The sequence below is a fragment of the Pseudomonas xantholysinigenes genome, from assembly GCF_014268885.2.
Taxonomy (GTDB): Bacteria; Pseudomonadota; Gammaproteobacteria; order Pseudomonadales; family Pseudomonadaceae; genus Aquipseudomonas; species Aquipseudomonas xantholysinigenes.
In genome coordinates this window covers 2216744-2242048 of record NZ_CP077095.1, presented here as the reverse complement: position 1 = coordinate 2242048, position 25305 = coordinate 2216744, and the positions used below count along the sequence as shown (strand labels likewise).

Below are 25305 nucleotides of genomic sequence, written 5' to 3'. Positions count from 1 at the left end.
TCAACCGGCCAGCAAGTCCCAGCTGAGCTTGGCGATCAGCACGCACAGCAAGATCAGGAACAATCCCCGCACGAATCCCGCGCCCTTGCGTACCGCCAACCAGGTGCCGGTCAACGCGCCCAGGATGTTGAACAGCGCCATCGGCAAGGCAATGGCCCAGAGCACATTGCCAGAAGGAATGAAGAACACAAGCGCGGCGAGGTTGGTGGCGATGTTGACCAACTTCGCCGAAGCCGAGGCATGCAGGAAGTCCAGGGCGAAGAAACGGATGAACAGGAAGATCAGGAAACTACCGGTACCAGGCCCGAACAGGCCATCGTAGAAACCGATGGCGCCACCGATCAACACCGCCAGGCACTGCTCCTTGCGACCGATCGCGGTGGGTTTGTGCAAAGTGCCGAAGTCCTTCTTGCAGAAGGTGTAGATGGCCATCAGCACAATCAGCACCAGCACCATCGGCCGCATCACGCTGGCCGGGACCAGCGACACGGTGGCCGCGCCGAGGAACGACATCACGAAAGCGCTGAGCGCCGCCGGCACGATCAGCCCCCAGTCCAGCTTGACCTTGCGGATGAACGAGCGCGCGGCAAAGGCCGTGCCGCACACCGAGGCCAGCTTGTTGCTGCCCAGCAGGGAGGCCGGCTGCGCCGTAGGCAGCACGTTGAACAGCGCCGGGATCTGGATCAGCCCGCCGCCGCCCACGGCAGCGTCGATCAGGCCAGCAGCGAAGGCGAACAGTGAAAGCAGGGCGATATCCATCATCTTGAACGTCCGGACGGCAAAAACAGGCCGCCAGACTAATCAAAGCGACGCGTCTGTGCTGAAATACCACGTTGCGAATACTGCAACGAGGAAGACCCACCATGGCTCTGGACATGCTGCGTGAAATACAGGCTTTCGTCAGCGTCGCGCACAAGCGCAGTTTCGTCAGCGCGGCCCGTGCCCTGGGCCGCTCGCCCAGCGCGGTAACCCGTGCGGTGCAGGCCCTGGAGGACAACAGCGGCGCCAAGCTGTTCAACCGCAACGCCAGTGCCGTGACCCTGACCGAAGCGGGCGAGCGCTTGCTGCCCCACGCCGAGCGCTTGCTGGATGTGCAACGCGACGCCGCCGAGGAATTGGCCGCGCTGACCGGCAGCGCGCAAGGCTGGATTCGCCTGGCGGCCCCTGAAATCCTCGCCCAGCGGGTACTGCCTGAGGTATTGGCGGCATTCTCCCGACGTCACCCCCAGGTGACCCTCGACGCACAGTTCAGCGACCAGTCCCTGGACCCGTTGCAGGGCAAGTTCGATTTCGTCATCCGCGGGGCGTTTCCACAGTCCAGCGAACTGATTGGCTATCCGCTGTGGCGCTACCGCCGGCACCTGTACGCCAGCCCACGGTACCTTGCGGACACTGGCGCGCCGCAGGCGCTGGACGATCTGGAGCAGCATGCGCTGATCCTGCATACCGCGCCGCGCATCCTCAAGGCCTGGCATTTCTGCCGCGAAGGCCACCTCGTCAGCCTGCGACCACAGCCGCGCCTGCGTCTTGGCTCGGGCGTTGCCGTGCTGCAAGCCACCCTGGCCGGGGCCGGTATCGCCCGCCTGGCGGACTGGCTGGGGGAGCCTGAGGTACGCGCCGGACGCCTGGTGCGGGTATGCCCCGAGTACCACCTGACCTCCAGCACCGGCGAGGACCCGCAGATGCATGCCGTGTACCCGGCAGGGGATGTGCCGGCGAAGGTTCGCGAACTGCTGCAGGCCCTGCGCGAGGCCCATCCACGGCAACACTGATGCCGCAAACGGGCCTGCTCAATTTCTGCTCAATCTGACAGAGGGCTTGATACTGCTGGCCTACAGCGTTTTATCCACAGACCTACCCACGATTTTTGTGGACAGTTTCCGCAAGCCTTGAAGGATTTTTTACAAGCGCAACAACGCTGCGTTGGCCAGCTTCACCAACTCGATCCATTCACTTGCGCTGATCACCCCGGAACGCTCCAACTCTTCGGCACGGCGCAATGCCTGGTCATAGTCCTCTTCGTGGAGAATACCCTCGCCGAGAAAACGACCGCGCCACTCCAGCATCGCTGCAGTGCCTTTCTTGCATTCCATAGTGTGTATCAACTCCAAGGCAGGTGATCGGCCCGTTGCTGCGGGCCCTAGAAGGGGGCGGCAGATTACACGAGCGCCTTGCACTTGAGAATGACTTGCAGCTACCGCTTGTCTAGACGAGCGCGGCAGGTGACCGGCGATGGCCTGGGAAAAGGACGAGCCCGCCTTGAACGCAGACGGGCTGAAGCGGGAAAAAGAGGCGGCTCAGCTTGGCGGGATGGTCCCCAGCAAGCCAATCAGGATTGTCAGTAGCAGAAAACTACCCAGAAACAGCGCGAGCTTGCCCATCTGAACCTCTACAGTGTGATGACGGAACGGCAAGACTGGCCACTGGAAGGCAAGCGGCGCAGCCTACCCAGCGCACACCGGTGTGGAAGGCTGGGCCTGGGTGTATTGTCCGCCCCTGGCTGATACGGTTACAGACGCAGGTTATCGCAAAAAAAGCGGATCAGATGAACCGAAAGCATGCTGGGCCGTCATTCGCCAGCCCGTGCGCAATCTGTTTTCTTGAGGCCTGTGCCCCTGTGCTACGGTTCGCCGCAGGACTTCGGGAGAGCCACAGGAAATGACCGCCATCGCCAGCAACGCCGCCCTGCTGATCATCGACATGCAAAACGGCATCAACCATCCGCGCCTGGGGCCCCGCAACAACCCCGAGGCCGAGCTGCGCATGGCTGAACTGCTCGCCGCCTGGCGGCAAAGCAGGCGGCCGGTGGTCCATGTGCGGCACATTTCCCGCGATCCTCAGTCGGTATTCTGGCCGGGCCAGCCCGGCTGCGAATTCCAGCAGGCCTTTACCCCGCAGGGCAGCGAGGCGCTGTTCGAAAAACATGTGCCAGATGCCTTCTGCAACAGCGGCCTGGAGCACTGGCTGCATCAACGGGCGATTGCCCAGTTGCTGATCGTCGGGGTGATCACCAACAACTCGGTGGAGTCGACCGCGCGCTCGGCGGGCAACCTGGGCTTCGACACAGTGGTGGTGGCGGACGCCTGCTACACCTTCGACCAACGCGACCGCCAGGGGCGGCTGTGGCCGGCGCAGGATGTCCATGCGCTGGCCTTGAGCAACCTGGCCATGGACTATGCGAGGGTCCTCGACAGCGCCGAGGTGCTGGCGATGCGCTGACCTCAGGCCAAGGGACGTAGCTTGGCCAACGGCACCCAGCCCTGCTCGTCGCCCTCCACACGGCGACACCAGAGCCAGCCATTCAGCCAACGCAGGCCATCGAGTTGCTGGCCGGGGTCGACATCCAGCTCGTAGGCCGAGTAGTCCGCCAGCGCCCTGCCCCGGCCCACGCCGAGCCGCTCGATCAGTTGCCCCGGCACCCAACCGGATATTTGCCCCGGGCAGCTGCACAGGTACCAGTCCTGCCATTGTTCCTGGCCTTCGTATCGCTGGCCAACGTCCAGCAGGGTACCTTGGACAAAGGTGATGGGCGCGGGGTATTCGCTGCGGTGTGCTTCGACGACGAGGTACTTCACGGGGCCTCTCCCTGGCCATGTGGGCCAGTGATGCTAAAGCACCATGACCATCTCATGCCAGGCCATGCCACCGTGGTCGGAGGCCGACGGGCGCACATAGGTGTATCCCATCTTTTCGTACAGGCCGACGTGGCGGTCCTTGCACATCAGGTGGATGGTTGCCTTGCCAGCCGCGCGCATCTGCTCGACGAAGCACGCCATCAAGCGGCTGGCGTGACCCCGGCCCTGATGGGCCGGATCCAGCACCACCGACATGATCACCACGTTCGGCGCCCGTGGATCATGCCCGACCAATTCCTTGAAGGCTTCGTCCGACATCACCACCTCATGGGCGCAGCCGCTGTTGATGAAACCGATCAGCTGGTCGTCGGCCTGCAGGATCAGGAAGCCTTGCGGGTATTGGTCGATGCGCGTGGCGATCTTTTCCCGGGTGGCGGCCTCGTCGCCTTCGTAGGCGCTGGTTTCGATTGCAAAGCAACGGTCCACATCGTCAGGCGTGGCGTGACGGAACATCAGGGCGCTCATGAGGGGTTATCCGCATCAGATTAGACAAGGGCGACATGCTAACGGAAGTCGCGCCTCGCTGTATGGTGCGTGTCACGCCAGACATTCAAGCGCTGCAGGAGCCAGCAAGCTGGTTCCTGCGGCGCCGGCCAAGCCCCCGTAACTCAGACCGAACGGGTGATCCCGCCATCGACCCGCAGGTTCTGCCCCGTGATGTAACCCGCGCCCTCGGAGGCCAGGAAGCTGACCGTGGCCGCAACTTCTTCCGCCTTGCCGTACCGCTCCATGGGAATCCGGCTACGAAACTCTTCCTTCTCCGGCAGACTGTCGATAAAGCCCGGCAGCACGTTGTTCATGCGGATGTTCTCAGCGGCGTAGCGATCGGCGAACAGCTTGGTGAATGCCGCCAGCCCTGCGCGGAACACACCCGAGGTCGGAAAGGCCGGATCTGGCTCAAAGGCGGCGAAGGTCGAGATATTGATGATCACGCCGCTTTTCTGTTGCTGCATGATCGGCGTCACCAGCCGCGTTGGCCGCACCACATTGAGGAAGTACACCTCCATGCCGCGGTGCCAGTCATCGTCGCTCAGCTCGAGGATCGGCGCGCGCGGGCCATGGCCTGCGCTGTTGACCAGCACATCCACCCGCCCCCAGCGCTGCATCACGGTATCGACCAGACGCTGCAGGTCTTCTACCGACTGGTTGGAGCCGGTGACGCCGATGCCGCCCAGCTCGGCGGCCAGCGCCTCGCCCTTGCCCGACGACGACAGAATCGCCACCTTGAAGCCATCCGCCGCCAGCCGCCGGGCGGCCTCGGCGCCCATGCCGCTGCCACCGGCGGTGATGATTGCCACTTTCTGCAAAGTCATGTGCTGCTCCTTCGAGGAGTTGATCAAGTGCGTCCATGAAGCCAGAATCCGCCAGGCTGCACCAATCACAAATACTGCCATGAGCCTGCAGGAAATCTACTGGATGAGCGCGCCCAAGCGACGTACCGCCCCCGCCATCGTCAACCACCTGGTGGCCTTCGAGGCTGCCGCCCGCCTGGGCAGCTTCCGCGCGGCCGCCGAGGAGCTGCACGTCACCCCCGGCGCCGTGGCGCAACAGGTACGCACCCTCGAAGACAAACTCGGGCGCGCGCTGTTCGAACGCCTGCCACGAGGCCTGCGGCCCAACCCCGACGGTGCCGACTACCTGGCCCGTGTGCGCCTGGCCCTGGATATCGTCGAAGATGCGACCCGCGAACTGCTCGAGCGCGACACCCAACACGACCCGCAACAGATTCTGCTCAGCACCACGCCGGCCTTCGCCAGCCGTTGGTTGATCCCGCGCCTGGAGCAACTGGCCCAGGCCCACCCACAGCTTGCCCTGATGATCGACGCCTCCGACGGCACCCGACCGCTGAGCGGCAAGAATGCCGTCGACCTTGCCGTGCGCTGGGGCAGTCCGCCATTCGATGCCAGCTACGCCCTGCCCCTGCTGCCTGGCGTGGTGGTGCCGGTATGCACGGCCTCGCTACGCGCCGGCGCCCCTTGGCAACAACCCGCGGAGCTGGCCGGCCAGCCGTTGATTTCCGACAGCCATAACAACTGGCAACGCTGGTTCGACCACCACGGCTTGCCCGGCACCCGCGTCAGCGGCCCGGTGTTCAGCCAGACCATCCTGGCCATCGAAGCCGCCGAACGCGGCATGGGCATCGCCTTGGTACCCCGCCCACTGGTAGAACATGCACTGCAAGCTGGCACCTTGGTATTGGCGCTGGAAGGGCATGCGTTGCCTGGCAAGGCAGGCTTTCATCTGCTGGCAGCACAAGCACCGGCACCGGGCTCGCCGGTCGAACAGGTAGTGCTCTGGTTGCGGCAGCAGGCGATGGATTGAGCTGCGCCAGGCGGAAAAACGAGGCACTTCACCGGGCTCAATTGCTACATGAAATTTCGAGCGTCTGTACGAAACGAAGCGCAGGCATTGGCGCTGCCGTTCTCTGTTGAATAGCCTTCAAGCCTTGTTTACCAAGGGCTTGCGCCTACCTCGTGGAAGCAACCCGAAACATTCAGCCGAGGATGATTGTAGGAATCTTCTCGTATAGCCGTAGGACGTTTAACGAGTCTCACGGACAGATGTATGAATAATCAGTATTTGGTAACGGATTGACCTGATACCGTCGAAACATTCCTACAACGGCACGGACGCCAAGACACGCGAGAACGACATGGAAAATTACGATAGCGCCGCACTCGGATTGCAAAAAAACCTGCTGAACCTGCGCCGGGCGCTCGCGCAGACAGAAGCAAGCGGCGACGAGCAGAAAGCCCTGGTACTGGCCAAACTCATCGCCATGATGGAGCAAGGCTTGAAAAAGGCATCAACGGACTTCAAGCCGCACACATTGCAGTAACAGCCTTGCCGTAACCCTCGCCCTGAATGCCTGCAAGCACCCCCAAGAAACTACCTGGCGCTATCCCAAGGGCACTCCGGTAGATTCGAGCACCTGAAGCGCCACATAAGTACGCAACTTCACCAGGCACAGCGTATGGGATGTCCCTTCAGGGCCAAAAAACGCATCCGCCCGCTCACCTGTCAGGTTCTTCTCGAACTTGAATGGCGAGGTGATGACCCGTTTGACATCCCGCTTGAAACGCTCGGCATTGTTGTTGATCCAGGCGACCGCCTTGCGTCGCTCTTCGGCGCACGCCCTGGGCTTGCCCGTTTTGCGCAGCAAGACCGCAGGATAGATATCCATATCCTCGGTGTTGTAGCGCATGAAGACATCGCAGAGTTCCTGGTTCAGGCGATTGAGCACCGTCACCCGCAGGTTGTGGTCACCTTTCCTGGCGGCGCAGGCCTTGTCACTCGCGTCGACGGACATCTGCCAGGTAGCCCGCCCCTTGATTTCCCCTTGTTCGATGTCGACTTGACTCTCGATGAACGAATACCGGGTCTGGTTGACCCTGACCCAGCCAAGCTTGCCGGCCAGGGAGACGCACAGGTAGCGATGCTGGGGATCCAAGCCGTGGTCTTCGCCGTCGATCGTCCACTTCAGCAGTTCCTTGCCCTTAAGCAGATATTGCGCCCGTTCGTCCTTCTTGATCTTACATTCCCTGGGATTGGACTGCGGTCGGCTGGCCAGTTTCGAACGCACTTCGGCATCGATGCCGCTCACACTGCGTAACGCCGCCCGCCGCTCTCTATCGGCGGCGATGACCGCACGCTGCGCGCGCTCTGCTTTCTTGTCCAGGGCGGCATATTCAGCCGCCAGCGCCTGGGCAGCCTCGTTCACCCTTTGCAGATACTCAGGCGTCAGCAGCGTCGCCTTGCGCTCCATTTTCGCCACCAGCGCCTGGATCCCCTTGCTGACCCCCCGTACACGGATATTGGCCTCAAGGTTGTCCGTCTCGCCGCGCTGGGTCAGGTTCTGGCTGCCCAGTGTCACGAAGCGATCCTGGGCGATGATCAATTTGGCGTGCAGATCCGGCAGGACGTAGACCGCAATCTGGTTATCCAGGAGCGTCTTGAGCGTGGCATAAGATGAGGCACCGGAGGCCAGCACCGGCACATTGACCAGCGTGTAGACCTTGGCGCTTTTACCCAGCCGCGCGATCTCCAGCGCAACTTCGCCGGTCAGGTAGGGCGAAAAGATCTTCAGATCGACTGGATCGTTTTGCAGTTGCGCTTTCAACAGCGGCACGATATTGCGCGTGAACTTCAATGCTTGGCTTCCCTGCTTGAGTGTGCGCCGATGATACTACGTTGCCATCAGCCTGTGATTCACTCACACTGCCCTGCTCGCTGCTCAGGGATGACCGCGACACATGCACGCCGCACCGATACAGGCCGCGGCCGCTGGAGCACGCCCTCAGCCGCTTCACCTGTCGACTACCGCATGTAAGGTTCAAGAATGGAAGCTGCTCTGCCACCCAAGAAAATCTCTGGCCTGATCACCCGCATCATGGGCGGCATCAGCGCCTTGCTGGCCACCATGTGGGGCCTGATCACCTATGTATTCCCCGACCCGACCGTGTTCGGCCTGAGCTTTTTGAACTGGAAGAACCTCATTCTGTTCATGAGCGCCTTCGTGTTCCTGTGCGTGGTCTACCTGGGTTGGTACGCCAACCGCCTTCCACAGATGCTCAAGGGCGCCATGCTGGTGATCCTCGCCGGCGGCTTGTCGGTGATCTTCTTTGCCTTGGGTGGCGAATACGCCAAACCCAGCTTCGACTTCGCCCGCGACCAACAGAAATTCATCGAGAACGGCGGCGCCAACTTGCTGGGCAAACGCCTGGAAGTGGTCGACGGCGTACGCATCGAGCTGCTGGGCTGTGAAAAGATCGGCCGCCAGCCCAACTGCGCGTTCGAACTGACCAACACCCGGCTGGACAGCGAATTCCGCTTCGAATCGCAAACCACCCTGTTCGAGGAAAGCGGCGGCGCCCTGAGCGTCGACAGGATGCAGGTCGGTTCGTCCAAATTCACCTACCGCGATGCATTCCCGCTGGTGCGCGGTATTCCTACCCGGGTGACCTTGGCCTTTGAGCAAGGGCGCGGCGATCTGAAGCAGGCGCCGGCGCTGAAGCTCCGGGTGCGGGTCGGCCGCGAAGAAGATGCGGTGGTGAAGTTCAATGAGGTGGATATCAAGTAACGGAGCAGTTGGCGGCGTGCGCGGAAGTTCCGGAGTTCCGGGATTTCCGTGCTGCTTTTTCACTGCCCCAGAAACGCAAAAAGCCCTGAATATTCAGGGCTTTGAATGTGGCGGAAGCGTAGAGATTCGAACTCTAGGATAGTTGCCCATCGACGGTTTTCAAGACCGTTGCCTTAAACCACTCGGCCACGCTTCCAGCTAGTTTTGCGGCGGCAATCATACCGTAATGAAACACGCTGTCAAACTCTCTGTGTCGCGGGTTGCGACAGCTCTGGTATGCTCTGCGTCATATGTTCCAATACCGCCGGTCCCGAACCGCGGTCTCACCCCAAAGGAGTGCGCCATGCGCGAACAGGATTACGCCGTCCAACACGGCCAGCAGGTCGAGCAGCAGGAGGTCAGCAAGGTCCTGCGCAACACATACAGCCTGCTGGCGCTCACCCTCGCCTTCAGCGGCATCATGGCCTTCGTCGCCCAGCAGATGCGTGTCGGCTACCCGAACATCTTCGTGGTGCTGATCGGCTTCTACGGCCTGTTCTTCCTCACCAACAAGCTGCGTGACTCGGCCTGGGGCCTGGTGTCCACCTTCGCCCTCACCGGCTTCATGGGCTTCATCCTCGGCCCGATCCTCAACCGCTACCTGGGCATGGCCGGTGGCGCCGAAGTGGTCAGCTCGGCCTTCGCCATGACCGCCCTGGTATTCGGTGGCCTGTCGGCCTACGTGCTGATCACCCGCAAGGACATGAGCTTCCTCAGCGGCTTCATCACCGCCGGTTTCTTCGTCCTGCTGGGTGCCGTGGTGGCCAGCTTCTTCTTCCAGATCAGCGGCCTGCAACTGGCGATCAGCGCGGGCTTCGTGCTGTTCTCGTCGGTCTGCATCCTGTTCCAGACCAGCGCCATCATCCATGGTGGCGAGCGCAACTACATCATGGCCACCATCAGCCTGTACGTGTCGATCTACAACCTGTTCGTCAGCCTGCTGCAGCTGTTCGGCATCATGGGTCGCGACGACTGATCGAATCGGTGACGATGACCAGCAAAAAGCCCGCTTCGGCGGGCTTTTTCGTGGCTGTTCGAAACCCTGGATGAAACATTCGATAGCCGAGCAAGTATTGACCTAAAAGTCAGCTTATCCGGTGTTTCATCCGCGATTGTGCCGGCATCGTGCTTGCCTCTACCCCTGCGCCGATTCAGCCCGTAGAATGCGCTCCTTTTTTCTTCCGGGGCAGCATTTCCCATGAGTTCACACGAACACGGCCCAGGCGCGGCGGCGCCTGCCAATGAACTGATCCTTGGCCTCGAGGACAAGCCGCGCCTGCTGATCGGCCTGCTGGCAGCCCTGCAGCACCTGTTGGCGATCATCGTGCCGATCGTCACCCCGGGCTTGCTGATCTGCCAGGCCTTGGGCGTGTCGGCGCGGGATACCAACCTGATCGTGTCGATGTCGCTGGTGATCTCGGGGATCGCCACGTTCGTCCAGTGCAAGCGCTTCGGCCCGTTCGGCGCCGGGCTGCTGATCGTCCAGGGCACCAGCTTCAACTTCGTCGGCCCGCTGATTGCCGGTGGCGCATTGATGGTCAAGCAAGGCACGCCGGTGGAAAGCGTGATGGCGGCGATCTTCGGTGTGGTCATCGCCGGTTCGTTCGTGGAAATGGGCGTTTCGCGCATCCTGCCCTTCGTCAAACGCCTGATCACGCCGCTGGTGACCGGTATCGTCGTACTGATGATCGGCCTGACCCTGATCAAGGTCGGCCTGATCAGCATGGGCGGTGGTTTCGGCGCCATGGCCAACGGCACCTTCGCCGACGGCGAGAACCTGTTGCTGTCGGGCGTGGTGCTGGCGATCATCGTCATCCTCAACCGCATCCCGGTGGTATGGATGCGCAGTTGCGCCATCGTCATCGCCCTGGCCGTGGGTTATGCCCTGGCCGGTTACCTGGGGCGCCTGGACTTCAGCGGCATGCACCAGGCCGCGCTGTTCCAGGTACCGACCCCGCTGCATTTTGGCCTGGGCTTCTCCTGGGCACTGTTCATCCCGATGCTGGTGATCTACCTGGTCACGTCCCTGGAAGCCATCGGTGACGTCACCGCCACCAGCAAGGTCTCGCGCCAGCCGGTGGAAGGCCCGGTATGGATGCAGCGGATCAAAGGCGGCGTGCTGGTCAACGGTGCCAACTCGCTGCTGGCCGGTGTGTTCAACACCTTCCCCAGCTCGGTGTTCGCCCAGAACAACGGGGTGATCCAGCTGACCGGCATCGCCAGCCGCCATATCGGTGTCTGGATTGCCGCGATGTTGATCCTGCTGGGGCTGTTCCCCAGCGTCGCCGGGGTGATCCAGGCAGTGCCGGAGCCGGTACTGGGCGGTGCGGCCATGGTGATGTTCGGCGCGGTCGCCGCCTCGGGCATCAATATTCTGGCCAGCACCCGCCTCGACCGCCGCGCCCTGCTGATCATCGCCGTGTCGCTGTCCTTGGGACTGGGTGTGGCGCAGGTGCCGGAATTCCTCGCGCACATGCCATCGGCGCTGCGCAATGTGCTGGAGTCGGGGGTCGCCACCGGCGGCATCTGTGCCCTGCTGCTCAACTGGTTCCTGCCCGAGGGCAAGGAACAGGCCTGAGCCACGCCAGCCCACCCAAGAGCCCGTGCCCACCCGCACGGGCTTTTTGCTTTATCATGGCCGCATTCATTTGCACGAGCCTTCCATGAAATTCGCCATCGCGGTCTTTTCTCCGGCCCATGCGCCCTCCTCGCGCCGCGCCTTGCGCTTTGCCGAGGCGGCGCTGGCCGGTGGGCATGAAATTGCCCGACTGTTCTTCTACCAGGACGGGGTGCACAGCGCCTCGGCCAATATCGTTGCGCCCCAGGACGAGCAGGATATCGCCGCCCAGTGGCGCGCCTTCGTCAGCGAGCATCGCCTGGACGCAGTGGTGTGCATCGCGGCGGCCCTGCGCCGCGGCGTGCTGGACGATACCGAGGCCAACCGCTACCAGCGCCCAGCGGTGAACCTGCCGATGCCGTGGGAACTGTCTGGCCTGGGCCAGTTGCACGAGGCGGCGCAACTGGCTGACCGCCTGGTCTGCTTTGGAGGTGATTGAGATGGCCAGGTCCTTGCTGATCATCAGCCGCCAGGCGCCCTGGAGCGGCCCGTCCGCCCGCGAGGCGCTGGACATCGCCCTGGCCGGCGGCGCCTTCGACCTGCCGCTGGGCATGCTGTTCCTCGACGACGGCGTGTTTCAGCTGGCCGCCGGGCAACATCCCGACGCCCTGCAACAGAAGAACTTGACCGCCAACCTCCAGGCCCTGCCGATGTTCGGCGTCGAGGAGCTGTTCGCCTGCGGCCACAGCCTGACCCGCCGCGGCTTGGACAGCAGCGCGCTGGAACTGCCGGTCGAGGTGCTCGACGACACTGCGCTGGCCGCGCTGATTGCCCGTTTCGACCAGGTGGTGACACTCTGATGACGACCCTGCATGTAATCGCCCATTCGCCCTTCGGTGACGAGCGCCTGGCCAGCTGCCTGCGCTTGCTGGGCCCGCAAGACGCACTGCTGCTGTGCGGCGACGCCACCTACGCACTCAAGGCCGGAAGCGAACCCTTTGCCGCCCTGCAGGCTGCTGACCTTGGCGAACGCCTGTTCGCCCTTGAGGAGGACCTGCAAGCCCGCGCCCTCGACGGCCAACCGGCCAAGGCCTTGGACTACCCCGCCTTCGTCGAACTCACCCTGTACTTCGACAAGGTCAACAGCTGGCTATGAGCACCCTGAATGTCGGCGATCGCACGATTGCCCTGGACAAAGACGGCTTCCTGGTCGAGCTGCAAGACTGGTCCCGCGAGGTCGCCGAAGCCCTCGCCGCTCGCGAAGGCATCGCCCTGACGGCGGAGCACTGGGAGATCCTCGAACTGCTGCGCCAGTTCTACGAGGAATACCAACTCTCCCCGGCCACCCGCCCGCTGATCAAGTACACCGCGCTCAAGCTAGGTGCGGAAAAAGGCAACAGCCCGCACCTGAACCGCCTGTTCAATGGCACCCCCGCCAAACTTGCCGCCAAGCTGGCGGGCCTGCCGAAGCCGACCAACTGCATATGAACGAACCACGTCCACTGACCCTGGAAACCCCGGCCGAACACCCCTTCGCCGAATTTGTGCGCATCCTTGGCAAAGGCAAGCGCGGCGCCCGCGGCCTGACCCGCGAGGAGGCCCGCGCAGCCATGACCCTGTTGCTCGAAGGCAAGGTCGAGGATACCCAGCTCGGCGCCTTCCTGATGCTGCTGCGCCACAAGGAAGAAAGCGCCGAAGAGCTGGCCGGTTTCACCGAGGCCCTGCGCGCGCATCTGCAGGCGCCGCGCATTGCCGTCGACCTCGACTGGCCAAGCTATGCGGGCAAGAAGCGCCACCTGCCCTGGTACCTGCTGGCCGCCAAGTGCCTGGCCAACAATGACGTGCGCATCCTGATGCATGGCGGCGGCGCCCATACGGCCGGCCGGCTGTACAGCGAGCAGTTGCTTGCTCTGCTGGACATCCCGCTGTGCCGCGATTGGACTACGGTGAGCCAGGCCCTGGATGACCACGGGCTGGCGTTTTTCCCGCTGCAGGACTGGGCTCCGCAGCTGCAACGCATGATCGACCTGCGCAACACCCTCGGCCTGCGCTCGCCCATCCACTCGCTGGCGCGGGTGCTCAACCCGCTGGCGGCCCACTGCGGCCTGCAAAGTATCTTCCACCCCGGCTACCAGGCTGTGCACCGCGAGGCCAGCCGCCTGCTCGGCGACAACGCCCTGGTGATCAAGGGCGACGGTGGCGAGATCGAGGTCAACCCCGATGTTATCAGCCACCTCTATGGCGCCGCAGGTGGCGCAGCCTGGGACGAAGAATGGCCCGCCCTCAGCGCCCAGCGCCATGTGAAGCCATCCAGCCTGCAACCGCAGCACCTGCTGGCGGTATGGCGCGGCGAGGCCGAGGACAGCTATGGCGAACTGGCCGTGGTCGCGACCATGGCCCTGGCGCTGCGCGGCCTTGGCCTGGGTCGCGAGCAAGCCTTCACTCAGGCAAGGGCCTACTGGCACGCACGCAATTAATCTACTTTATCGATTGGATAGCGGCATTCTTTGCACTATTTATTCGAACGTCTTGCTCTAGACTGGGCTCCAACGACAAACATTGTGTTCCGAGGAGCTCGAGATGGGCCTTTTGATCGATGGTCGCTGGCATGACCAGTGGTACCAGACCAGCAAGGACGGTGCCTTCCAGCGCGAGAGCGCGCAGCGCCGCAACTCATTGCCCGCCGCCGAGGCCGGCCGCTACCACCTGTACGTGTCGCTGGCCTGCCCCTGGGCCCACCGCACGCTGATCCTGCGCGCCATCAAGGGCCTGGAACCGCTGATCGACGTATCGGTGGTCAGCTGGCTGATGGGCGAGCACGGCTGGACTTTCGACCAGCAGGAAGGCTCCAGCGGCGATCACCTCGACGCACTGCAGTACCTGCACCAGCGCTACACCCAGGACGATCCGCACTACACCGGGCGCGTGACCGTGCCGGTGCTGTGGGACAAACAGCAAAAGCGCATCGTCAACAATGAGTCGGCGGAGATCATCCGCATCTTCAACACCGCGTTCAACGAACTGACCGGCAATACCCTGGACCTGTACCCCGAGTCGCTGCGCGCCACCATCGACGCGCTCAACGAACGCATCTACCCGGCGGTGAACAACGGTGTGTACCGCGCCGGTTTTGCCACTTCGCAAGACGCCTACGAAAAGGCCTTCGACGAGGTGTTCAACGAACTGGATCAGTTGGAGGCGCTACTGGATGGCCAGCGTTATCTGGCCGGGGAATACCTGACCGAAGCCGATGTGCGGCTGTTCACTACCCTGGTGCGCTTCGATGCGGTGTACCACGGGCACTTCAAGTGCAACCTGCGGCGTCTGAGCGACTACCCGAACCTGTCCAACTGGCTGCGCGAGATCTACCAATGGCCGGGCGTGGCCGGCACGGTGAACATGGAGCATATCCAGAAGCACTATTACATGAGCCACAAGACCATCAACCCGAACGGGATAGTGCCCAAGGGGCCGCTGCAGGACTTTGGCCTGGCGCATGACCGGGAACGGTTATCGGGCAGAGGGATCTGGCAGGGTTGAGATTGCCGGGGGCTGCTTCGCAGCCCTTTCGCGGCACGAGGCCGCTCCTACAAGGGGTACGCGATCCCTGTAGAGGCGGCCTCGTGCCGCGAAAGGGCCGCAAAGCGGCCCCGGCGATTTCAGCTGTTTTGCGCCCCTTCAAACCACGCCAGCTTGTCGCGCAACTGCACCACCTCCCCGACGATCACCAAGGTCGGCGCATGTACTTCATGGCGCGCCACCAACTCAGGCAGATCAGCCAGGGTCCCGGTGAACACCCGCTGGTTACGCGTGGTGCCTTGCTGCACCAACGCCGCAGGCGTGCTGGCCGCGCGACCATGGCGGATCAACTCGGCGCAGATGGTCGGCAGCCCCACCAGCCCCATGTAGAACACCAGGGTCTGGGCCGGCGCCACCAGGTCATGCCAAGGCAGGTTGCTGGTGCCGTCCTTCAAGTGCCCGGTGACGAAGCGCACCGACTGGGCATAGTCGCGGTGAGTCAGCGGAATGCCGCCATAGGCCGAGCAACCACTGGCCGCGGTGATACCCGGCACGACCTGGAACGGTATACCTTCGTCGGCCAGCTCTTCGATTTCCTCGCCACCGCGCCCAAAGATGAACGGATCGCCACCCTTGAGCCGCAGCACGCGCTTGCCCTGACGAGCCAGGTCGACCAGCAGGCGGTTGATCTTGTCCTGCGGCACGGCATGGTCGGCGCGACGCTTGCCCACATAGATGCGCTCGGCGTCACGCCGGCACATCTCGATGATGGCCGGGGCCACCAGGCGGTCGTACAGCACCACGTCGGCCTGTTGCATCAGGCGCAAGGCGCGGAAGGTCAGCAGGTCCGGATCACCGGGGCCGGCACCGACCAGATACACCTCGCCACCCTGCTGCACCGGGGCGCCATCGACCATCGCCTGCAGCAGGCGCTCGGCCTCGCCACCCTGCCCGGCCAGCTGGCGCTCGGCGATCGGGCCCTGGAACACGGTCTCCCAGAAGCCGCGGCGCTGGTTGACATCCGGGTACAAGGCCTTGACCTTGTCGCGAAAGCGCGCGGCCAAGCCGGCCAGTTCGCCGTAGGCCGAAGGAATCCAGGCCTCCAGCCTGGCGCGGATCAAGCGCGCCAGCACCGGGGCGTCGCCGCCACTGGACACCGCCACCACCAAGGGTGAACGGTCGACGATGGCCGGGAAGATCACCGTGCACAGGGCCGGCGCGTCCACCACATTGACCGGCAGGCTGCGCGCCTGCGCGTCCACCGAAACCTGGGCATTGAGCCCGGGGTCGTCGGTGGCCGCGATCACCAGACGGCAGCCCTCCAGGTCGGCCGGCTGGTAACCACGCACCAGGACTTCGCCGCCGCCTTCACGGGCCAGCGCGGCCAACTGGCCGTCGACGTCCGGCGCCACCACCCGCAGTGCGGCGCCGGCATCGGCCAGCAGGCGCGCCTTGCGCAAGGCGATCTCGCCGCCGCCGACGACCAGCACCCGGCCGCCCTGCAGCTTGTGGAACAGCGGCAGGTAATCCATTTAACGGATGACCTCGACGCCGCCCATGTATGGCTTCAGCACCTGCGGCACACGGATCGAACCGTCAGCCTGCTGGTAGTTCTCCAGCACCGCCACCAAGGTGCGGCCCACGGCCAGGCCGGAACCGTTGAGGGTGTGCACCAGTTCCGGCTTGCCGGTTTCCGGGTTGCGCCAGCGGGCCTGCATGCGGCGCGCCTGGAAGTCGCCGCAGTTGGAGCAGGAGCTGATTTCACGGTACTTGTCCTGGCTCGGTACCCACACTTCCAGGTCGTAGGTCTTCACCGCGCCGAAGCCCATGTCACCGGTGCACAGGGCCAGCACCCGATACGGCAGTTCCAGCAGTTGCAGGACGCGCTCGGCGTTGGCGGTGAGGCCTTCCAGCGCTTCCATCGACTTGGACGGCTCGACCACCTGGACCATCTCGACCTTGTCGAACTGGTGCTGGCGGATCATGCCACGGGTGTCACGCCCCGATGCGCCGGCTTCGCTGCGGAAGCACGGGGTGTGGGCGACCAGCTTGAGCGGCAGCTGCTTGGCATCGAGGATCTCGCCCGCCACCAGGTTGGTCAGCGACACTTCGGCGGTCGGGATCAGGTAGAAGTCGGCCTCGCCTTCGCGGCTGATCTTGAACAGGTCTTCCTCGAACTTCGGCAGCTGGCCAGTGCCCTGCAGGGCCGGGGCCTGCACCAGGTACGGGGTGTAGTGCTCTTCGTAGCCGTGTTCGCCGGTGTGCAGGTTGATCATGAACTGCGCCAGGGCGCGGTGCAGGCGGGCGATCGGGCCGCGCAGCACGGCGAAGCGGGCGCCGGACAGCTTGGCCGCGGCCTCGAAGTCCAGGCCACCGCTGATCTCGCCCAGGGCGACGTGGTCCTTGATCTCGAAGTCGAAGGCCTGCGGCGTGCCCCAGCGGCGCACTTCGACGTTGTCGTCTTCACTGGCGCCGACCGGCACGCTGGCGTCCGGCAGGTTGGGAAGGGTCAGCAGGATGGCGTCCAGCTCGGCCTGGATGGCGTCCAGCTCGGTCTTGCCCGCGGCCAGCTCGCCGGCCATGCGCTCGACATCGGCCATCAACGGGGCGATGTCCTCACCCTTGGCCTTGGCCTGGCCAATGGACTTGGAGCGGGCATTACGCTCGGCCTGCAGCTGTTCGGTGCGGGTCTGCACCGCCTTGCGGCGCTCTTCCAGTGATTCGATGCGCGCGACATCCAGGCTGAAGCCACGGGAGGCCAGGCGATCCGCCACTTCCTGAAGTTGGCCGCGTAACAGTTTGGAATCGAGCATATCGTTCTCTCGTTATGTGTAGGTGTTGGTTCAGAATCGGGTCAGGGCAAGGCCGGCCCAGGTCGCGAGCAGCCCGCCCACCACGCTGATCCCGGCGTAGCCGATAGCCAGCGGGGCCTGCCCGCTTTCCATCAGGCGCACGGTGTCGAGCGAGAAGGAAGAAAAAGTCGTCAGCCCGCCGAGGAAGCCCACTATCAGCCCGGCGCGCAGCTCGACCGGCGCCAGGGGCTTGTGCAGGAACAATCCATACAGCACGCCGATCAACAGGCAGCCGACCAGGTTGACCGCCAGCGTACCGAGATAGAAGTGCCGTGGCCAGTGGGCAACGACCCAGTTGGCGGCGGCGAAGCGCAACAGCGTGCCGGCGATACCGCCGGCGCTGACCGCGGCGATGAGTGCGATCACGGTTTTCTCCGCTGGCGGGGGCTGCTGCGGTCAAGCTCGGCCAGGTGCTTGAGCTTTTCGCCAATCTTCAGCTCCAGGCCCCGTGGCACGGGCTGATAGTAGTGGCGCGGTTCGAGTTGTTCGGGGAAGTAGTCTTCGCCGGCGGCGTAGGCGTCCGGCTCGTCGTGGGCATAGCGATACTCCTCGCCGTAGCCCAGTTGCTTCATCAGCTTGGTCGGCGCGTTGCGCAGGTGCAGCGGCACCTCCAGCGAACCGTGCTCGGCCGCCTCGCGCATCGCCGCCTTGAAGCCCATGTACACCGCGTTGCTCTTTGGCGCGCTGGCGATGTAGGTGATGGCCTGGGCCACCGCCAGCTCGCCTTCGGGGCTACCCAGGCGCTCCTGCACGTCCCAGGCCGCCAGGCACAGGCTCAGGGCCCGCGGGTCGGCATTGCCGATGTCTTCGCTGGCCATGCGCACCACGCGCCGGGCGATGTACAGCGGGTCGCAGCCGCCATCGAGCATGCGCGCGTACCAGTACAACGCAGCATCGGGATTGGAGCCGCGCACCGATTTGTGCAGTGCCGAGATCTGGTCGTAGAAGGCCTCGCCACCCTTGTCGAAGCGCCGGCGGCTATCGCCGAGCAGGCTCTGCAGCAGCTCGACGCCGATTTCGCCGCCATCTTCGGCCAGGTCCGAGGCGTTCTCGAGGAAGTTGAGCATGCGCCGGCCATCGCCATCGGCGGCGGCCATGAGCATCTTGAAAGCGTCGTCGCCTACCCGCAGGTGGCGCGCGCCCAGGCCGCGTTCCTCGCTGAGGGCGCGGTCCACCAGCTTGCGCAGGGCGGTTTCGTCCAGGCTCTTGAGCACATAGACCCGCGCCCGCGAGAGCAAGGCGTTGTTCAGCTCGAACGAAGGGTTCTCGGTGGTGGCGCCGATGAAGATCAGCGTGCCGTCCTCGACAAAGGGCAGGAAGGCGTCCTGTTGCGACTTGTTGAAGCGGTGCACTTCATCGACGAAGAGGATGGTGCGCCGGCCATACTGGCCGGCCTGCTGCTTGGCCACCTCGACCGCCTGGCGGATCTCCTTGACCCCGGCCAGCACCGCCGACACCGTCTCGAAGTGGGCGTCGCAGAACTGTGCCAGCAGCCGCGCCAGGGTGGTCTTGCCGACCCCGGGCGGGCCCCAGAAGATCATCGAGTGCAGCGCGCCCTGCTCCAGCGCCTCGCGCAGCGGCTTGCCGCGCGCCAGCAGGTGCTCCTGGCCGACGTACTCGTCCAGGTTGGACGGGCGCAGGCGAGCGGCCAGGGGCTGGGCGACAGGTTCGCTACGAAACAGGTCCATCACAGGCTCCGCTTACTCCTTGATGACGTCCGCGCCCTTGGGGATGTCGAACTTGAACTGGCTGTCCGGCACCGCCTGGTTGGCCTTGACGCCATTGAACAGGATATTGGTGCGCTGGCCGACGCTGTCGACCAGTTGCATGTCATTGATCAGGCCCTTGCGGAACGACACGCGCAGCGAGTCGAACAGGGTGTCCTTGGTCTTGGGCTTCAAGGTGAAGTCCATCACCTCGCCCTGCTCCTTGGAGGTGATGTCGAAGCTCTGGCTGATCTTCGATACATCACCGGACAACAGCAGCGCTGGGGTCTGGTTCAGACGCACATCGAGCTTCTTGATGGTCGCCTGCTCCAGGTCCGGGTCCCACAGGGTGACGTTCTTGCCATCGGACACCACCACCTGCTCCTGGGGCGCATCGGTGTGCCAGTAGAACAGGCCCGGGCGCTTGACGGTCATCTTGCCGTTGGCTTCCTGCAGGCTGGTGCCGCTGGCGTCCAGGGTCAGCTGGGAGAAATTGGCTTCGATGGTCTGCGACTTTTCCAGCAACTGGGTCAGGCGCTGGACGTCCTGTTCGCCGGCCTGGGCCGACAGGCTGGCCGCGGCCAGGGCAGAAACCAACAGCATGCGAATCGCGCGCATGGGAATCCTCATTGAGCATTGAATAGGCCGGGCGCCACCGTTGGCGCCCGGCGAGGTGATCATCAATCGCGTGGGCCGCCCGGGGCAATCACTTCCCGCGAACCGTTGCTGTTCATCGGCGTGACCACGCCGGCCATCTCCATCGCCTCGATCATCCGCGCGGCGCGGTTGTAGCCGATCTTCAGCTTGCGCTGCACCGCCGAGATCGACGCGCGACGGCTTTCGAGCACGAACTGGACGGCTTCATCGTACAAGGCGTCGCTCTCGGAATCCTCGCCATCGCCACCGCCGCCGCCACCGTCGAAGCCGCTGCCGGCCTCTTCGACGCCGTTGAGGATGTCGTCGTTGTAGTCCGGCGCACCGCGCAGCTTCCACGCCTCGACCGTACGGTGCACCTCGTCGTCGGAGACGAACGCGCCGTGCACACGGATCGGCAGGCTGGTGCCTGGCGGCATGTACAGCATGTCACCGTGGCCCAGCAACTGTTCGGCGCCACCCTGGTCGATGATGGTCCGCGAGTCGATCTTGCTCGACACCTGGAACGCCATGCGCGTCGGGATGTTGGCCTTGATCAGGCCGGTGATCACGTCGACCGACGGCCGCTGGGTGGCGAGGATCAGGTGGATACCCGCGGCACGGGCCTTCTGGGCGATACGGGCGATCAGTTCTTCGACCTTCTTGCCGACGATCATCATCATGTCGGCGAATTCGTCGACCACCACCACGATGGTCGGCAGGGTTTTCAGCGCCGGTGGCTCGTCATCCATGCTCTCGCGACGGTACAGCGGGTCGTGGATGATCTCGCCGGCCTCTTGCGCGTCCTTGATCTTGCGGTTGAAGCCCGCCAGGTTGCGCACGCCCATGGCCGCCATCAGCTTGTAACGGCGCTCCATCTCGGCGACGCTCCAGCGCAGGGCGTTAGCGGCGTCCTTCATGTCGGTGACCACCGGGCACAGCAAGTGCGGGATGCCCTCGTAGATCGACAGTTCGAGCATCTTCGGGTCGATCATGATCAACCGGGCGTCTTCCGGACCCGACTTGAACAGGATCGACAGGATCATCGCGTTCACGCCCACCGACTTACCGGAACCGGTGGTACCGGCCACCAGCAAGTGCGGCATCTTGGCCAGGTCGGTGATCACCGGCTTGCCGCCGATGTCATGGCCCAGGGCCAGGGTCACCGGCGACTTGTTCTCGTCGAACTGCGGCGACGACAGCACCTCGGAGAAGCGCACCATCTGGCGGTTCTCGTTGGGAATCTCGATACCCACGGTGGTCTTGCCGGGGATGACCTCGACAACACGCACACTGGTCACCGCCAGCGAACGCGCCAGGTCCTTGGCCAGGTTGGCGATACGGCTGACCTTGACGCCCGCGGCCGGCTGGATCTCGTAACGGGTGATCACCGGGCCAGGGTGGATCGAGTCGACCGAGACCTCGACGCCGAATTCCTTGAGCTTGATTTCCAGCAGGTGACCGACGGCGGCCAGGGACTCAGGCGAGTACTCGACCTTCTTCTGCTCGGCCGGGTCGAGGATGGAGATCGACGGCAGCGTGCCCTCGACGGCGCTGTCGACGAACAACGGCGCCTGCTTCTCTTTCATCACCCGCTTGCTCGGCTCCGGCGCCTTGACCGCCGGGGCCGGCATGTTGATCACCGGGGCCGGCTGCTGTTCGCGCTGGGCGATGTGCTTGGTCAGCGCCTCGTCGCGCTCGATGATGCGTTCGCGGGCCTTGACCTGCTCGCGCTTGTCGGCCACCACCGGGGCGACCACTTCGTCGACCTGCTCGTCCACTTCACGCAGTTGCGCCACCAGGCGCTTGCGCTCGTTGCGTGCTTCCCACCAGCGGTTGGCCGCGCCCTGCACCAGTTCGAACAAATCGAGGGTGATCTTGCCGGTGACGTCCATCACCTTGAACCAGGACAGGTCGGTGAACACGGTCAGGCCGAACAGGAACAAGGCGATGAACATCAGCGTGCTGCCCTGCACGTTCAGCAGGTTGCGCGCCAGGTCGCCAAGGCTCTCGCCCAAGGCGCCGCCAGCAGAGAAAGGCAGGCTCGCCGAGGGGTGGAAGTGGATATGCGCCAGCGCCGCGCCCGACAGCACCAGGAACACCAGGCCGATCAACCGCCAGGAGAACAGCCAACCGCTCCACTGCCAGGGCTGGTGGCGCTCACGGAAGATCTGCCAGGTCTTGATCGCCAGCAGCAGCGGGAAGATATAGGCGAAGTAGCCGAGCACCATGAACAGGATGTCGGCGAAATAGGCGCCGGCGCGACCGGCGGCGTTCTGCACCTGGTCGGCGTTGCTGGTGTGACTGAAACCTGGATCGGAGGTGTCGTAGGTCAGCAGGGCCATCCACAGGTACAGGCACAGGGCACCGACGGCGATCAGCGCACCTTCCTTGAGTCGGTAGTGCAGCTGCTGCCGCCACAGGGGCACAGGCAAGGGAGCTGGAGTTGCGGTGGATTTCTTCAAAACGCGTCTATTCCTGCGCGTGCTGCGCGTCCAATAGTGATCGGCCGGTCAACGGCCAATGAACCACTACTTTTAACATTACTGCCCGCCAGCCGCCATGACGGTACGCCGTATGGGGCTCAAGTGGGGGCTGATTTCACATGGCTGCAATTTGAGCACGCATTTTCTTTTGTGACAAAGGCTTATGCTGTGTTTTTGCACAGGTGTGACAGCAATTGTGCCAGATGGTGCCGGTGGGAGGATGAAAGCGGTGGAAAATTGACAGGCTGTGCGCACGCCCTGACGCGCTCGGCGCAGGCGCCAGCCTTGCTGGCGCCTGCGGGTTTTACTCAGAACGCGTAACGGGTGGTCAGCATGAAATTGCGTGGATCCCCATAATAGCCACCGTTATAGAAGCCCAGGTTGTTGAAATACCGCTTGTCGGCCAGGTTGTTGCCATTGAAGGACACCGAGAGCTGCTCGGTAACCTGGTAGCGAGCCATGGCATCCAGGGTCAGGTAGCTCGACTGGGTATAGCGATCGGTCTGACCCGGCAACGGGCTGCTGATGTCCTTCCAGATCTTGCTTTGCCAGTTGGCCGCCCCACCTAGGGTCAGCTTGTTCCAGACGCCCGGCAGGCGATAGGTACTGGACAGGCGCAACAGGTTCTCCGGCTCGATGGTAGCGATCTTGTCGCCCTCGCCATCCCGGGTGATGCGGTGGGTAAAGCCACCCTGCACCTGCCAGTCGGCAGTCAGTTCGCCCGCCAGCTCCAGCTCGAAGCCACGGCTCTTGGCGCCCTTGATCGACCGGTAGACGCCACGATTGCTGAGCGGATCGGTACGCACGAACTCCGCAAGGTTGTCCTGGCGCACTTCGAACACGGCCAGGCTGGCATTCAGGCGCCCGTCGAAGAACCCGGCCTTGAGCCCCAGCTCGTAGGCATCGCCCTCCTCCGGCTCGATCATCTTGCCACTGGCATCCTGCTGGCTTTCGTGGGGTTTGAAGATGCTGGTGTAGCTGCCGTACACCGACCAGGTGTCATCCAGGTCGTAGACCACGCCGGCATAGGGCACCACCACGCCGTTCTCTTCCAGGCCCTGGGTCTTGGTGCGCCGGCCACTGGCGGTGTCGAGCCGGGAGCTGTCGAGCTGCCAGTTGGACACGCGACCTCCAAGGATCAGCGACAAGGCGTCACTGGGCTTGAAACGGCCGGTCAGGTACGCGGCATCCTCCTGCACCCGCGTGTCGACCTTGGCGCTGAGCGGCCCCCAGTCGGGCTCGGGATAGTCGCCGCGCCATTGATAGATGTTGGCGCTGCCGAAACGCATCGGCCAGTGGTCCTCGTGGGTGCGCAGATCCCGGTGCGACAGGCCCACCACCAGTTCATGCTCGCGCCCGAGCATTTGCAACGGCCCGGTGGCATAGAGATCGTAGGCGCTCTGGTCGGTCTGGTAGCGGTAGCGCCCAAGCCACACAGTGATGCCATCACCACTCAGCGGGTGCGGATAACCATTGGTCGCCGAGCCCAGGCGCATGGGTGCGTCGTTTTCACTGCGCGTGGCCGACGCCTTGAATGTCCAGTCGTTGGCCAGACGCTGCTCAAGGGTGACGAACAGGTTGTCCGCGGTATTGTCCCACTGGCTCCACTTGGCGCCCGGATTGTACGAGCGCGACATGCGAAAGCGATTGCCGTTGCTGTCCAGCAGCGGCGTCGACGGCCCCCACGAGGTGGCTTCGGGGCGGTTGCCCTGGCGGCTCAGGCCCACGCTGAGCAGGGTGTCGTCGCTCAGGTCGAACTCAACGATGCCATACATCACCTGCTTCTTGTCGGCCAGGTTGTCCATGAACGAATGGCCATCCTCATGAGCCACGACCATACGCCCGCGCACGCCGCCGTCGGCGGTCAACGGGCCGCCGATGTCGAACTCGCCGCGGTAGGTGTCCCAACTGCCAGCGCCCAGCGACACATAGCCGGCAAGCGCATGGGTTGGCCGCTTGCGCACCAGGTTGACCGTCGCGGCCGGGCTGCCGAAGCCGCTGAGCAGGCCGGTGGCGCCCCTGAGCACTTCGACCCGGTCGAAAATGACCATGTCGGTGCGGTCGACGCCATTGGAAAAGCGGAAGGCGCTGGGGATGCCGTCGACCTGAAAGTTGTCGATCTCGAAACCGCGTACCCGGAAGCTGGTGCGGTTGCTGTCGAGCTTGCTGACCGTGACGCCTGGCGTCTTGCCCAGCACCTTGCCGATGTCGGTCAGGTGCTGGTCGTCCATCTGCTGGCGGGTGATCACGCTCACCGACTGCGGTGTCTCCCGCGGCGACAGGGCCATGCGCGTGGCCGTGCGGGTGGCACCGCCGGTGTAGGCGCCGCTGCCCTCGGTGATCTCGCCCAGCGCCGTGTCGGTGACAGCGGTGGCGCCCAGCTCGAGCGGTTGGGTATCGCCTGCCCAGGCCAGGCTGGCGCTGACTGCCAGGCTGCTGGCCAACACGGCCAAGGCCAAGGGGTGACGCTGAGGTACGGTGATGGCATTCCCTGCCCCAAGGGTCGTGCGCGGAAGTTGCGGTTGATGCACGGTGGACGTTCCCTGCTCGTTTGTAAGTGGCGCTGATCACCGGTTTTCGTGGTTGCTGTGCTAGCGCGCCAATTGGCACGCCCGTTCTGTCGACGGTTGCAGCGCATCCTAGGGTTGTCGCAACTCACTTTCAACCGCAAATGATTCTTAATATTGTTTTTTGCGCAAAAAACTGTAACACCTCGCCATTCGGCAACCCGGGCATTCACGACTAGGCTCAAGCCCATGTGATACCGGGCCCCTCTGACGGCGTGCGCCGCCATGTCG

26 protein-coding genes and 1 tRNA gene are annotated in these 25305 nt (G+C 63.8%); 13 read left to right on the top strand and 14 right to left on the bottom strand.

Going from position 1 to position 25305, the window contains the following annotated elements; translation table 11 throughout:
* Entirely contained in the window at positions 1-762 is a 762-nt protein-coding gene (locus HU772_RS10140) for a sulfite exporter TauE/SafE family protein (RefSeq protein ID WP_186661918.1), read from the bottom strand.
* A 101-nt stretch (positions 763-863) separates the two neighbouring features.
* Between HU772_RS10140 and HU772_RS10135 the strand changes: the two genes are divergently transcribed.
* Positions 864-1772 (top strand): LysR family transcriptional regulator, encoded by a 909-nt coding sequence (locus HU772_RS10135; protein ID WP_186661919.1) that lies wholly within the window; start codon positions 864-866, stop codon positions 1770-1772.
* Positions 1773-1901: 129 nt separating this feature from the next.
* Here HU772_RS10135 and HU772_RS10130 read toward each other — a convergent pair whose 3' ends face one another.
* Positions 1902-2093: a hypothetical protein gene (locus HU772_RS10130; RefSeq protein ID WP_134692804.1), complete on the bottom strand. Its 192-nt coding sequence runs from the start codon at positions 2091-2093 to the stop codon at positions 1902-1904.
* A gap of 565 nt (positions 2094-2658) precedes the next feature.
* Here HU772_RS10130 and HU772_RS10125 point away from each other — a divergent pair.
* Positions 2659-3219 (top strand): cysteine hydrolase family protein, encoded by a 561-nt coding sequence (locus tag HU772_RS10125; protein ID WP_186661920.1) that lies wholly within the window; start codon positions 2659-2661, stop codon positions 3217-3219.
* Between the two features lie 2 nt (positions 3220-3221).
* On the opposite strand, the gene HU772_RS10120 is transcribed toward HU772_RS10125, so the two are convergent.
* From HU772_RS10120 to HU772_RS10110, 3 genes are all read right to left on the bottom strand, one after another.
* Positions 3222-3575, bottom strand: a complete 354-nt coding sequence (locus tag HU772_RS10120; RefSeq protein ID WP_186661921.1) for a ligand-binding protein SH3 — start codon at positions 3573-3575, stop codon at positions 3222-3224.
* 33 nt (positions 3576-3608) lie between these two features.
* Positions 3609-4100 (bottom strand): GNAT family N-acetyltransferase, encoded by a 492-nt coding sequence (locus tag HU772_RS10115; protein WP_186661922.1) that lies wholly within the window; start codon positions 4098-4100, stop codon positions 3609-3611.
* 143 nt (positions 4101-4243) lie between these two features.
* Positions 4244-4948: an SDR family oxidoreductase gene (locus HU772_RS10110; protein ID WP_186661923.1), complete on the bottom strand. Its 705-nt coding sequence runs from the start codon at positions 4946-4948 to the stop codon at positions 4244-4246.
* A 79-nt stretch (positions 4949-5027) separates the two neighbouring features.
* On the opposite strand from HU772_RS10110, the gene HU772_RS10105 reads away from it, so the two are divergent.
* A complete protein-coding gene (locus HU772_RS10105; RefSeq protein ID WP_186661924.1) occupies positions 5028-5957 on the top strand; it encodes a LysR substrate-binding domain-containing protein in 930 nt (309 codons plus the stop codon).
* A 331-nt stretch (positions 5958-6288) separates the two neighbouring features.
* On the top strand, positions 6289-6474 hold the full coding sequence (locus tag HU772_RS10100; RefSeq protein WP_186661925.1) for a hypothetical protein: 186 nt from the start codon (positions 6289-6291) through the stop codon (positions 6472-6474).
* Between the two features lie 60 nt (positions 6475-6534).
* Here the strand turns inward: HU772_RS10100 and HU772_RS10095 are convergent, their stop codons facing one another.
* On the bottom strand, positions 6535-7785 hold the full coding sequence (locus HU772_RS10095; RefSeq protein WP_186661926.1) for a phospholipase D-like domain-containing protein: 1251 nt from the start codon (positions 7783-7785) through the stop codon (positions 6535-6537).
* Between the two features lie 189 nt (positions 7786-7974).
* On the opposite strand from HU772_RS10095, the gene HU772_RS10090 reads away from it, so the two are divergent.
* Entirely contained in the window at positions 7975-8715 is a 741-nt protein-coding gene (locus tag HU772_RS10090) for a hypothetical protein (RefSeq protein ID WP_225923122.1), read from the top strand.
* A gap of 108 nt (positions 8716-8823) precedes the next feature.
* Here HU772_RS10090 and HU772_RS10085 read toward each other — a convergent pair.
* Positions 8824-8911, bottom strand: a tRNA-Ser gene (locus tag HU772_RS10085).
* Positions 8912-9058: 147 nt separating this feature from the next.
* Between HU772_RS10085 and HU772_RS10080 the strand changes: the two genes are divergently transcribed.
* From HU772_RS10080 to HU772_RS10045, 8 genes are all read left to right on the top strand, one after another.
* Positions 9059-9730: a Bax inhibitor-1/YccA family protein gene (locus tag HU772_RS10080; protein ID WP_028692373.1), complete on the top strand. Its 672-nt coding sequence runs from the start codon at positions 9059-9061 to the stop codon at positions 9728-9730.
* Between the two features lie 222 nt (positions 9731-9952).
* On the top strand, positions 9953-11332 hold the full coding sequence (locus HU772_RS10075; protein WP_186661927.1) for a nucleobase:cation symporter-2 family protein: 1380 nt from the start codon (positions 9953-9955) through the stop codon (positions 11330-11332).
* A gap of 85 nt (positions 11333-11417) precedes the next feature.
* A complete protein-coding gene (gene tusD / locus HU772_RS10070) occupies positions 11418-11810 on the top strand; it encodes a sulfurtransferase complex subunit TusD (RefSeq protein WP_186661928.1) in 393 nt (130 codons plus the stop codon).
* A 1-nt stretch (position 11811) separates the two neighbouring features.
* On the top strand, positions 11812-12171 hold the full coding sequence (gene tusC / locus HU772_RS10065) for a sulfurtransferase complex subunit TusC (protein ID WP_186661929.1): 360 nt from the start codon (positions 11812-11814) through the stop codon (positions 12169-12171).
* Positions 12171-12467 carry a sulfurtransferase complex subunit TusB gene (tusB, locus tag HU772_RS10060; RefSeq protein ID WP_186661930.1) on the top strand — a complete coding sequence of 99 codons (297 nt, stop codon included), beginning with the start codon at positions 12171-12173 and terminating at the stop codon, positions 12465-12467. The genes tusC and tusB overlap by 1 nt, the downstream gene beginning before the upstream one ends.
* Complete coding sequence (locus HU772_RS10055; protein ID WP_186661931.1) at positions 12464-12799, top strand: TusE/DsrC/DsvC family sulfur relay protein; 336 nt, start codon at positions 12464-12466, stop codon at positions 12797-12799. Before tusB ends, HU772_RS10055 begins: the two co-directional genes overlap by 4 nt.
* Before the next feature lie 14 nt (positions 12800-12813).
* Complete coding sequence (locus HU772_RS10050; protein WP_186661962.1) at positions 12814-13788, top strand: glycosyl transferase family protein; 975 nt, start codon at positions 12814-12816, stop codon at positions 13786-13788.
* 103 nt (positions 13789-13891) lie between these two features.
* Positions 13892-14851, top strand: coding sequence for a glutathione S-transferase family protein (locus tag HU772_RS10045; RefSeq protein WP_186661932.1), 960 nt, complete (start codon positions 13892-13894; stop codon positions 14849-14851).
* Between the two features lie 119 nt (positions 14852-14970).
* Here HU772_RS10045 and cysG read toward each other — a convergent pair whose 3' ends face one another.
* From cysG to HU772_RS10010, 7 genes are all read right to left on the bottom strand, one after another.
* Complete coding sequence (gene cysG, locus HU772_RS10040; protein WP_186661933.1) at positions 14971-16362, bottom strand: siroheme synthase CysG; 1392 nt, start codon at positions 16360-16362, stop codon at positions 14971-14973.
* Positions 16363-17643 (bottom strand): serine--tRNA ligase, encoded by a 1281-nt coding sequence (gene serS, locus HU772_RS10035; protein WP_186661934.1) that lies wholly within the window; start codon positions 17641-17643, stop codon positions 16363-16365. It lies immediately after the preceding gene.
* A gap of 30 nt (positions 17644-17673) precedes the next feature.
* Complete coding sequence (gene crcB / locus HU772_RS10030) at positions 17674-18048, bottom strand: fluoride efflux transporter CrcB (protein ID WP_186661935.1); 375 nt, start codon at positions 18046-18048, stop codon at positions 17674-17676.
* Positions 18045-19370, bottom strand: a complete 1326-nt coding sequence (locus HU772_RS10025) for a replication-associated recombination protein A (protein WP_186661936.1) — start codon at positions 19368-19370, stop codon at positions 18045-18047. Before HU772_RS10025 ends, crcB begins: the two co-directional genes overlap by 4 nt.
* A gap of 12 nt (positions 19371-19382) precedes the next feature.
* The gene (lolA, locus tag HU772_RS10020) at positions 19383-20006 is read right to left on the bottom strand and encodes an outer membrane lipoprotein periplasmic chaperone LolA (RefSeq protein WP_186661937.1); all 624 of its coding nucleotides are present in this window, start codon (positions 20004-20006) and stop codon (positions 19383-19385) included.
* 62 nt (positions 20007-20068) lie between these two features.
* Positions 20069-22486 carry a DNA translocase FtsK gene (gene ftsK, locus HU772_RS10015; protein ID WP_186661938.1) on the bottom strand — a complete coding sequence of 806 codons (2418 nt, stop codon included), beginning with the start codon at positions 22484-22486 and terminating at the stop codon, positions 20069-20071.
* Between the two features lie 329 nt (positions 22487-22815).
* Positions 22816-25038 (bottom strand): TonB-dependent siderophore receptor, encoded by a 2223-nt coding sequence (locus tag HU772_RS10010; RefSeq protein WP_225923121.1) that lies wholly within the window; start codon positions 25036-25038, stop codon positions 22816-22818.
* Positions 25039-25305: the final 267 nt, after the last annotated feature.

Bases quoted from the DNA above. Each gene is read 5' to 3' on its own strand.
- HU772_RS10055 (WP_186661931.1), top strand. From the start codon at position 12,464: ATGAGCACCCTGAATGTCGGCGATCGCACGATTGCCCTGGACAAAGAC.
- HU772_RS10135 (WP_186661919.1), top strand. From the start codon at position 864: ATGGCTCTGGACATGCTGCGTGAAATACAGGCTTTCGTCAGCGTCGCG.
- lolA (WP_186661937.1), bottom strand. From the start codon at position 20,006: ATGCGCGCGATTCGCATGCTGTTGGTTTCTGCCCTGGCCGCGGCCAGC.
- HU772_RS10045 (WP_186661932.1), top strand. From the start codon at position 13,892: ATGGGCCTTTTGATCGATGGTCGCTGGCATGACCAGTGGTACCAGACC.
- HU772_RS10115 (WP_186661922.1), bottom strand. From the start codon at position 4,100: ATGAGCGCCCTGATGTTCCGTCACGCCACGCCTGACGATGTGGACCGT.
- serS (WP_186661934.1), bottom strand. From the start codon at position 17,643: ATGCTCGATTCCAAACTGTTACGCGGCCAACTTCAGGAAGTGGCGGAT.
- HU772_RS10110 (WP_186661923.1), bottom strand. From the start codon at position 4,948: ATGACTTTGCAGAAAGTGGCAATCATCACCGCCGGTGGCAGCGGCATG.
- HU772_RS10140 (WP_186661918.1), bottom strand. From the start codon at position 762: ATGATGGATATCGCCCTGCTTTCACTGTTCGCCTTCGCTGCTGGCCTG.
- tusC (WP_186661929.1), top strand. From the start codon at position 11,812: ATGGCCAGGTCCTTGCTGATCATCAGCCGCCAGGCGCCCTGGAGCGGC.
- HU772_RS10025 (WP_186661936.1), bottom strand. From the start codon at position 19,370: ATGGACCTGTTTCGTAGCGAACCTGTCGCCCAGCCCCTGGCCGCTCGC.
- HU772_RS10080 (WP_028692373.1), top strand. From the start codon at position 9,059: ATGCGCGAACAGGATTACGCCGTCCAACACGGCCAGCAGGTCGAGCAG.
- HU772_RS10125 (WP_186661920.1), top strand. From the start codon at position 2,659: ATGACCGCCATCGCCAGCAACGCCGCCCTGCTGATCATCGACATGCAA.
- HU772_RS10075 (WP_186661927.1), top strand. From the start codon at position 9,953: ATGAGTTCACACGAACACGGCCCAGGCGCGGCGGCGCCTGCCAATGAA.
- cysG (WP_186661933.1), bottom strand. From the start codon at position 16,362: ATGGATTACCTGCCGCTGTTCCACAAGCTGCAGGGCGGCCGGGTGCTG.
- HU772_RS10105 (WP_186661924.1), top strand. From the start codon at position 5,028: ATGAGCCTGCAGGAAATCTACTGGATGAGCGCGCCCAAGCGACGTACC.
- HU772_RS10100 (WP_186661925.1), top strand. From the start codon at position 6,289: ATGGAAAATTACGATAGCGCCGCACTCGGATTGCAAAAAAACCTGCTG.
- tusD (WP_186661928.1), top strand. From the start codon at position 11,418: ATGAAATTCGCCATCGCGGTCTTTTCTCCGGCCCATGCGCCCTCCTCG.
- HU772_RS10130 (WP_134692804.1), bottom strand. From the start codon at position 2,093: ATGGAATGCAAGAAAGGCACTGCAGCGATGCTGGAGTGGCGCGGTCGT.
- tusB (WP_186661930.1), top strand. From the start codon at position 12,171: ATGACGACCCTGCATGTAATCGCCCATTCGCCCTTCGGTGACGAGCGC.
- HU772_RS10090 (WP_225923122.1), top strand. From the start codon at position 7,975: ATGGAAGCTGCTCTGCCACCCAAGAAAATCTCTGGCCTGATCACCCGC.